General features: G+C 44.7%; 8 protein-coding genes. All 8 read left to right on the top strand.

The genetic code is table 11. The annotated features are described in order from the left end of the window. The first annotated feature begins 112 nt into the window (after positions 1-112). Positions 113-289 (top strand): hypothetical protein, encoded by a 177-nt coding sequence (locus tag KAH81_07100; GenBank protein MCK5833420.1) that lies wholly within the window; start codon positions 113-115, stop codon positions 287-289. A gap of 345 nt (positions 290-634) precedes the next feature. Further along, entirely contained in the window at positions 635-1,513 is an 879-nt protein-coding gene (locus KAH81_07095; protein ID MCK5833419.1) for a GIY-YIG nuclease family protein, read from the top strand. A 166-nt stretch (positions 1,514-1,679) separates the two neighbouring features. Then, positions 1,680-1,922 (top strand): hypothetical protein, encoded by a 243-nt coding sequence (locus KAH81_07090; GenBank protein MCK5833418.1) that lies wholly within the window; start codon positions 1,680-1,682, stop codon positions 1,920-1,922. Between the two features lie 156 nt (positions 1,923-2,078). Continuing rightward, complete coding sequence (locus KAH81_07085; GenBank protein ID MCK5833417.1) at positions 2,079-2,519, top strand: hypothetical protein; 441 nt, start codon at positions 2,079-2,081, stop codon at positions 2,517-2,519. 44 nt (positions 2,520-2,563) lie between these two features. After that, the gene (locus tag KAH81_07080) at positions 2,564-3,142 is read left to right on the top strand and encodes a transposase (protein ID MCK5833416.1); all 579 of its coding nucleotides are present in this window, start codon (positions 2,564-2,566) and stop codon (positions 3,140-3,142) included. 339 nt (positions 3,143-3,481) lie between these two features. After that, a complete protein-coding gene (locus KAH81_07075; GenBank protein ID MCK5833415.1) occupies positions 3,482-3,889 on the top strand; it encodes a hypothetical protein in 408 nt (135 codons plus the stop codon). Further along, complete coding sequence (locus KAH81_07070) at positions 3,880-5,337, top strand: T9SS type A sorting domain-containing protein (protein MCK5833414.1); 1,458 nt, start codon at positions 3,880-3,882, stop codon at positions 5,335-5,337. The genes KAH81_07075 and KAH81_07070 overlap by 10 nt, the downstream gene beginning before the upstream one ends. A 358-nt stretch (positions 5,338-5,695) precedes the next feature. Beyond that, a partial coding sequence (gene rpsA, locus KAH81_07065) for a 30S ribosomal protein S1 (protein ID MCK5833413.1) occupies positions 5,696-8,393 on the top strand: 2,698 nt, incomplete at its 3' end.

Raw genomic sequence — 8,393 nt, 5'->3', positions numbered from 1 at the left:
GGGCCTATGTGCCCTCCCACTCTGCATTCGCGCGGGGGCGGTCGTTCGTAACAACGGAGAAAAATGAGGGAGGGTTATCGAGCTAATTGCGGATTTTTGTCGAGGGGCGTGGGTGTGCGGCGACGAGGCGTTCGAGGAGTTTAATCAGGCACTCGAAGTCGCCATATCTTACTATGTCAACGCAAAAGACCTTTTGCTCTCGATAATTTGGGAGTTAGAAAAACCGGACGATTTCGCCTATGAATACGGGTTCAAGGACGAGACGCCGACGCGATTAAAACGAACCTGACCGCCGAAATGGTTGCCGAGGCCGCAAAGGCTATGCGCACACCCCGTTCTGTCATTCCGGCCCCCGAGCCGGAAACCGCAGGCGCAGTGGCGGGCGGCATAATTGAAACGACAATCTTCCGCGGCCCGTACGGCGTCACGGGTGCTACCCGCGAAATAGCTCTCAAACGCGAGACATTACGCGAGGGCAAGCGCCACGGCTGGTTGGAGTTTTTGAATAGGCCTTGACAGCGGGCGAATGACGAGCTAAATTTAAATGTAATCGATGCAGAGCGTCGATAAATAACGCGCCCGCGCGGAGCGGGGGTGCGAGGGGAAATTAAAAAATAGAGAAAAGAGAACAAGAATGGGAAAAAAACTAACAGTTTATATGATTGATGGAACTGAGTACGGACCAAGACTCAGTGAAATTGGAAACTGGGTTGGAAAAGCAATTTATAGCCCAAGATCATCTCTTAACAAAATAATCAATAGACCTGAGTTTAATAATCCTGGAATTTATTGTTTAAAAGGAGATCCCACTGATGAAGCCTTTGCAGAGAAAATATACATTGGAGAAGCAGAGAATATTAAATCCAGACTTAAACAACATTTAAGCGACCCAAATAAAGACTTTAAAGAAGTAATAATTTTTATTAGTAAAGACGAACTCCTTACAAAAACTCAGATCAAGTTCCTTGAATCAAGATTGATACAACTCGCAATAGACGCTAAAACAGCAGAAATTGAGAATGGAAATTCTCCAAGTTTACCGACCTTACATGAAGCAGATATTTCAGACATGGAGTATTTTTTGAAGCAAATAAAACTAATGCTTCCAGTTATGGGGTTTAGATTTTTGATTTCATCTACTTTAAAACCAGAATTGGTTGAGCAAAAAGAGTCAGGTACAAAAACAAAAATAATATTTGAGATTAAAACAAAATCTTTCAAAGCAAATATGTTTGAATCTGATCAAGGCTATATTGTGACTAAAGGGAGTGAAGCAAAAAGAAGCCTATCGAAATCGACTACCGAGACCTATCGAAATTTAAGACGAAAATTAATTGAAACGAAAATACTAATTGACAAAGGAGACAAACTAGAATTTACAGAAGATGCTATTTTTAACAGTCCTAGTGCTGCATCAAATATGGTTTTAGGTAGAAACTCGAATGGCTTCACAGAATGGATTACTGAAAAAGGAAAATCATTTAAAGATATACAGGACTTACTGAACAAATAACTACCGCCAACAATGTATGTTAAAAATAAACGAGATAGTAGTAATAGCAGGGTTTGTAGCCCGTTTTAACCTCGTTCCCACGCTCCGGCAGTTTGTCTCAAAACCTCTTTCACACAGAAAATAATGATGTATATTGTTTTCGCAAGTAACATGGAGGATTTGAAATATGAGCTATGAGATACATGCGGATTATGAACAGCGGTTCTTGTTTCCGCCGGAATTGGAAGAATGGATTACAGCGGATCATCCCGCGCGATTTGTTAGAGAATTTGTCGACTCGCTGGGCCTCGCGATGTTGGGTTTTCCGGAGCGTAAGAGCGACGACGGTCGCCCGCCGGCACGCGCCGGAGGCGTATGTGCTCAACGGCTCCGCCGATTCGCTTCCGAAAATCGGGATTTTATTAATTAACCTGCCAGCGATGTCGAACATCTTGATTTCCGCGTCGGAATGCTCTGGCTCACGGGGATGAACTATCCCGACCACAACACGATCTGGCGCTTTTTTAATAACAATAATTAGGCCATCAAGGGCGTTTTTCAGCAGTCGGTTCGGGTCACGTCGAAAATGGAGCTTGTCGGGCTTGTTCTCAACGCTGTCGACGGCACGAAAATATTGGCGGACGTATCGAGAAAGAAATCGTATTTTCGTGAGGACCTTGAAAAATTGCTTTCAAAGCTCGACGATACGGTGTTAGAGGAGATTTTCGAGGAGATCGAGTATAACGAGGAGGCCGAAAAGGGCCGCGAATACAGGCTTCCCGATGATATTGCGGATAGGGAGAAACTTCTGGGAAAGATCGAAGAGCAACTTAAAACGCTTAACGATGCCGGGGCGAAACAGTTGAACGAGACAGACGGGGATGCCCGGATGATCAAGACGGAATCCGGGAATAAGTTCTGTTACAACGCTCAGGCCTCGGTGGGTGACAAACGCGGGATAGTGGTCGGTGCCGATGTCACAATCGAGCAAAACGACACACATCAACTCGGCCCGATTCGCTTCTGAAAAGGAAAATTAAATCTTGCCGAATCGCGAAGCGTTGAGGCCGATTGCGACGCCGCGTGGCGTCGGTTGCCGATTCCGGATATTTTTCTGGCGAGGAGCTTGCGAGGGCTGAAGATATGGGGGCCGAAGTTCTCGTGAACATCAAACATACTCCGACCTTCGTGCGGGGGAACGTATCGGATGAGGAGTATCATCAGTCGAAGTTCATTTACAATGAAGAAAATGATACATACACCTGTCCAAAAGGCGGAACACTAACTTATCGGGGGGATAGGAACTCGCGTAAAAAGCGTTACACTGAAAGACTTTATACCTGTATCGATTATCGGGGATGTCCTTTTCGGCACAAATGCACCAAAGACAAGATGGGCAGAAGGATATCAGTAAGTCCTTACGGTGGCGCGATCAAACGTCAGCAGGAGAAGCAGAAAATCCCGGAGAATAAGGTTTTGCCGGGTAGGCGCAAAACGATAGTGGAGCCTGTTTTCGGCTATATCAAGCACATTTTGGGCTTTCGCCGCTGGACAGTTCGCGGGTTGGATAACGTTTGTGGGCAGTGGAGTCTGATGTGCACGTGTGTAAACCTTTGTAAAATGTATCCTGCATGGGCAAAAATGGCTTGAGGACAGGGTGTTTTATTTTTTCCCGGTAAATAGCCCTTAAAAAGCCCTTTAAGAATAAAAAATAGAACGAAAAACGCATTAAACTCATTTTCTACCGGGAATTTAACGGAAACGACTATTAATAAATAAAACATCGAGGAGTTTTAGGACAGCCACCGGAGCGCGGGTGCGAGGAAACCGAAAACGATTTTTTCGCTTGCATTTCTAAATGAAGCATATTAATTTGTGTTTAGGAAAGAATATGCAAGGTCATAAACCGAAATACGCCGCACGCAGCCGCGCTTTTAAAAGGTGTATTAAAGATGCACTGGAGTTTAAACCTTTTTTAAAGGAAACAAAATGAAAGATTCCGCAAAGCTTGCAATCTGCATCGTTTTGTTAAGTATTATCTCAATAATTGGATATGATATTAAAGGATTGGTAATTAGTGATAGCTGCGATGAAGGAGATGAAGAATATTCAGAAATTGGTGAAGTCTATTTGTATAATTCGTTATATTCTCTTATCGATTCGACTTGTATTGGGGAGGTAGATCAATATGAATATAGGTTTACCGGCTTGTCAAATGGAACATATTATGTTAGAGTTAAAGTAGCTTTGTCTCCGGGATGTCATGATGAACTAATAGCTCCTCCAGCTTGGTATAAACAAAGCGATAGCACACAAGTGATAATCAGCGGCGGCAATGGAGATGCTAATCTTTACGCACCGGTTCACGATACAACCACTACTACATCATGCAGATAATAAAATACATTCTTTTCGGAATTATTGTTTCAACAGCGGCATTTGGGTTGAATTGGAATTATCGCTACTTTGAACCACCGGTTGTTTCAAGTAATCATTATGATGTTTTAGAAACAGCGGAAGGCGACTTGCTTTTCTTTGGAACTGGTTGGGATCCCGACTGCTATATTCGGGTTTTACGAACCGATTCACTGGGGATAGTGATACATGAAAGCCGATTTACAAACACCGAAGATGCAATTTTATGGGAAACAGACACAACTGCATCCGGTGCCATCGGTATGGTTGGTTTTATAGGAACAATGTCGGATTCTGTTTTTTTTGCTATTTACGATCCTGCTAGTGATAATATTGTCTATTGGACAGGACTATATCGATATGACTCTTACTTGGGTGTTCATTGCATTGCGGGGACTCCCGATTCTGGATTTGTAATTGGATTGCAAGGCGATTCGACTACGACCTCGGGTTATTATTGGCATTTCGTCAAGTTCTGCCCGCCGGATTGGGATATCGAATGGGAATCTGTCTTTCACTTCGACGTTTATTCGGGGCCAGAGGAGATGTATGTCGATAATGCTGGATGTATAAATGTTATCGATTTTCTTCCTTCGTCTTATCATAATTCGATTTTTATGAGACTTAGCCCTGATGGCGATAGCATTTTAACAAATCGCGACTACTTCCCGAATTATATCAATAATGTTTGTGCGGCCTATAATGAAGGATACATGGTTGTTGGCGAAAATCATATGGGTGCGTGGGCGGCGAAGATAGACTCTTCCGGTGATACTATTTGGACAAAGGATTATGGAGTTACCGATCTTATAGACGGGGAAATTTATATGGCTATCCAGATCCCGCCGGATAAATACGCGATGACAGGCAGGCTGGATCTGGACGATGATCTCCTGTATATGTTGATCGATTCTTCCGGCAATCTTTTGGAATACTCGAGTTACGGCGCACCGGACACTGTAGAATGGGGTTGGGGCATCTGCAGATGTCGAAACGGTGATGTCGTGATGACCGGAAGGGCTTATTTCCCATACGAAACCTGGCATGCTATCGGTATCCGGCAGGAGGTTCTCGATACGACCTCGATAGAAGAATCCTCTATAAAACCAGTCTCTTTTAGTATAACGGCATGTCCCAATCCCTTCAATTCGGCGGTAACGATCTCCCTTGACGCGCCCGTAGGGGAGGGTCTTGCGCCTTCCCGTATAGAGATATTTGATATAAACGGGCGAATGATTGCGGAAATCTTCGCGAACAATTCCGTAGGGGATGGGTTTCCCGTCCCGCTGGCGAACGGGCGAGGAGACCTCGCCCTTACAACCCGCCAATACATCTGGCAACCGGAGTCGTCGGTGGTTTCGGGTGTTTATCTAGTCAGAGCGAAAATAGGGGATAGCGAGGCAATTAAACGGGTCGTGTATTTGAAATAGGGTTTTATGTCCGCGAGGGCGGGAATTAGAAATGCAAAAAGCGCATGCGCCGTGGGGGCGGGTTGTCCGTCCCGTCGGCGGAAACCGCGCCGGTTTCAAATAACGGGCGAGGAGACCTCGCCCCTACGGATTGAAAATGAGATTTCTCGCTTCGCTCGAAATGACAGAGGAGCAGTCAATCGGTGTTTTCCTAACGCCTTTGTGTAATACCTTTTAGTCTTTACCCGCCCCTTGTTTGGTTACTAAAACTAGCGCTTAATTGTTATTATATAAATCGCTTGACAATCTTATATACAGCTTTATATTTTGCGAGTTGTAATTAATTTGGAGTAATTTCCAAAGAGAAAGATTTTTGTCTATGAAAGAAACAAAGATAGCAATCGACGGGCCTGCGGGTTCTGGGAAATCCACAATTGCTCGTAAATTGGCCGAAAAAATGGATTATTTATATCTCGACACCGGTGCGATGTATCGAGCCCTTACATTGGTGGCTATAGAGGAGAACATCGATCCTGCGGATGGGAATGCCCTTGCTAAAAGGCTTCACGAGCTAGATTTTCACCTCAGGCCAAGGCATACATTTATTGGTGATAGCGATGTTACGAATGCTATACGAACACCTGCTGTCGATGCGTTGGTTTCTCAAGTTTGTGCACATCCAATGGTTCGTAAGGAAATGGTGCGCAGACAAAGGGAGGCTGCACAAAACGGTCATGTTGTGATGGAAGGACGAGATATTGGAACAGTTGTTCTTCCCGATGCTGAAATCAAGATATTTATCACTGCAAGTTCTGCTGAAAGAGCAAAAAGAAGGGTGAAACAGCTCGAAGCCGCCGGCATGGATTCAAACATAGAAGAAATTGAAAAGGAAATAATACGCCGAGATAGAATGGATTCTACTCGGGAGGATAGCCCACTCAAGAAAGCTGAAGATGCTATCGAAATCGATAATACTGGTGAAACCCTCGAAGAATCGGTTAATAGAATCGAAAAACTTATTGAAGATAAGATATCTCGAATGGTAGAATACAATAACAAACCACATACAAGGAGTAACCCAATGAACCCAGAAGTCCCAGAGGAGCTCAACTACGAGGCTCAAGAGAGCCCGGCTCCCGAACCTCAACCGGTTGTCGAATCGGATGAAAGTGTTGTTGAAGAAGTGTCGACTACCGAACCGGAAGTTAATCCGGAAGAAGAAACCCCTAACCAGGATCAAGTAGAAGAAGAAGAGACGCTTCAAGCTGAAGAAAAGCCTGTTGAAGAACCCGAAGAAAAGGCAGAGAAATTTGTTCCAACGCCTATGAAGATCGAGCCTCTTTATTCAGAGGGAGATATTCCAGAGGATGATGATCTTTCAGAAGATTACACAATTGAGGAAAGACAAGCCATGCTAGAACGCATGGAAGAAACAATGACAACCCTGAAAGAACATGAAGTGATCGAGGGTAAAGTTCTGCGCTTTTCTGGAGACGATGTTGTTGTTGACATAGGATTTAAATCCGAGGGATTAGTTTCGAGGGTCGAGTTCGATGATGATGTAAAGTCAGGCGACAAGATTCTTGTTTATGTCGAACAGCTCGAAGATGAAAACGGTCAAGTCGTTATATCTAAGCGTAAGGCCGATTTTGTTCGCGTCTGGAAAGAGATACGCGAAGCGTATGAATCAGGTGAATTGGTGCAAGGTGTCATCCGTAAGCGTATCAAGGGTGGTATGGTTGTTGATATCATGGGTGTGGATGCCTTCCTTCCCGGAAGCCAGATAGCTCTTCGTCAGGTCCCAGATTTCGATGCTTTGATCAATCAGAAAATGGATTTCCGGGTTATCAAGCTAAACAAGATTCGCAGGAATATTGTTGTTAGCAGGCGCATTGTTCTTGAAGATGAGCGTAGCTCCAAACGCCAGGATCTTCTCTCCGAGATCGAAGAGGAACAGGTGCGTCTTGGTATTGTTAAGAATATCACCGACTTTGGGGTATTCATAGACCTTGGCGGTCTCGACGGTTTGCTGCATATTACAGATATGTCCTGGTCGAGGATTAAGCACCCGGGCGAGATGCTCAAGATAGGCGACGAAATTAATGTAAAAATATTGAAATACGATAAAAAGAAGGAGAGGATTAGCCTCGGCCTCAAACAACTTACACCTTCACCATGGGAAGCTGTTGATGAGAAATATCCCGAGGGTGCTCGTATTCGCGGAAAAGTTGTTAATATCACAAAATATGGCGCGTTTGTTGAGCTCGAAGAGGGCATCGAAGGCCTTGTTCACATCTCAGAGATGTCATGGACGAAGCACATCAATCACCCCTCTGAAGTTCTCTCACTCAGTGATGAGATCGATGTTGTAGTTCTCTCGGTAGAAAAAGAGAATCAAAAGATATCGCTTGGAGTCAAGCAGCTTCAGCCAGATCCTTGGACTATGCTTGCTGCAAAGTATCCTCCGGGCACCAAGATCACTGGCGTTGTTCGCAATCTTACAAGCTTCGGGGCTTTCGTCGAGGTCGAGGAGGGTATCGACGGTTTGGTTCATATCTCAGACATGTCTTGGACAAAGAGGATTATGCATCCTTCTGAGATTATGAAGAAGGGCGAAGAACAGGAATTAATCGTTCTGAATATCGATCCCGAGAATCGCAGGGTGAGCCTCGGTTTGAAGCAGCTTGAAAAAGATCCGTGGCCTGAGCTTTCTGGAAGGTATTCTGTCGGTCGCGAAACTGAGGGAAGAATTCTTCGTATGAACGATCGAGGCGTTACCGTTAAACTCCCCGACGATGTGGAGGGATTTGTTCCGGTGACTCAACTAGGTAAAGAGGTTAATAGACCTCAGGATGCTTTCTCGGAAGGCGATCTTCTTCCCCTGAAGGTTCTCGAGTTTGATAGGACCGAAAGACGCATAGTTTTGAGCGTCAACGCTTTCTTCGAGACGAAGGAACAGACGGATTATGATCGTTACTTAGGCGCTCATCCTACAAATACTGCAGCCTTTGGCGATGCACTTGGAGAGGCTTTAGCTGGTGTTCCAAAAATTGAGGAAGAGGCAGAGCCTGTAATCG

The organism is bacterium, from assembly GCA_023145965.1.
GTDB lineage: Bacteria > UBP14 > UBA6098 > UBA6098 > UBA6098 > UBA6098.
The sequence above is the reverse complement of the archived record's forward strand: the minus strand, read 5'-3'. Positions and strand labels throughout refer to the sequence as shown.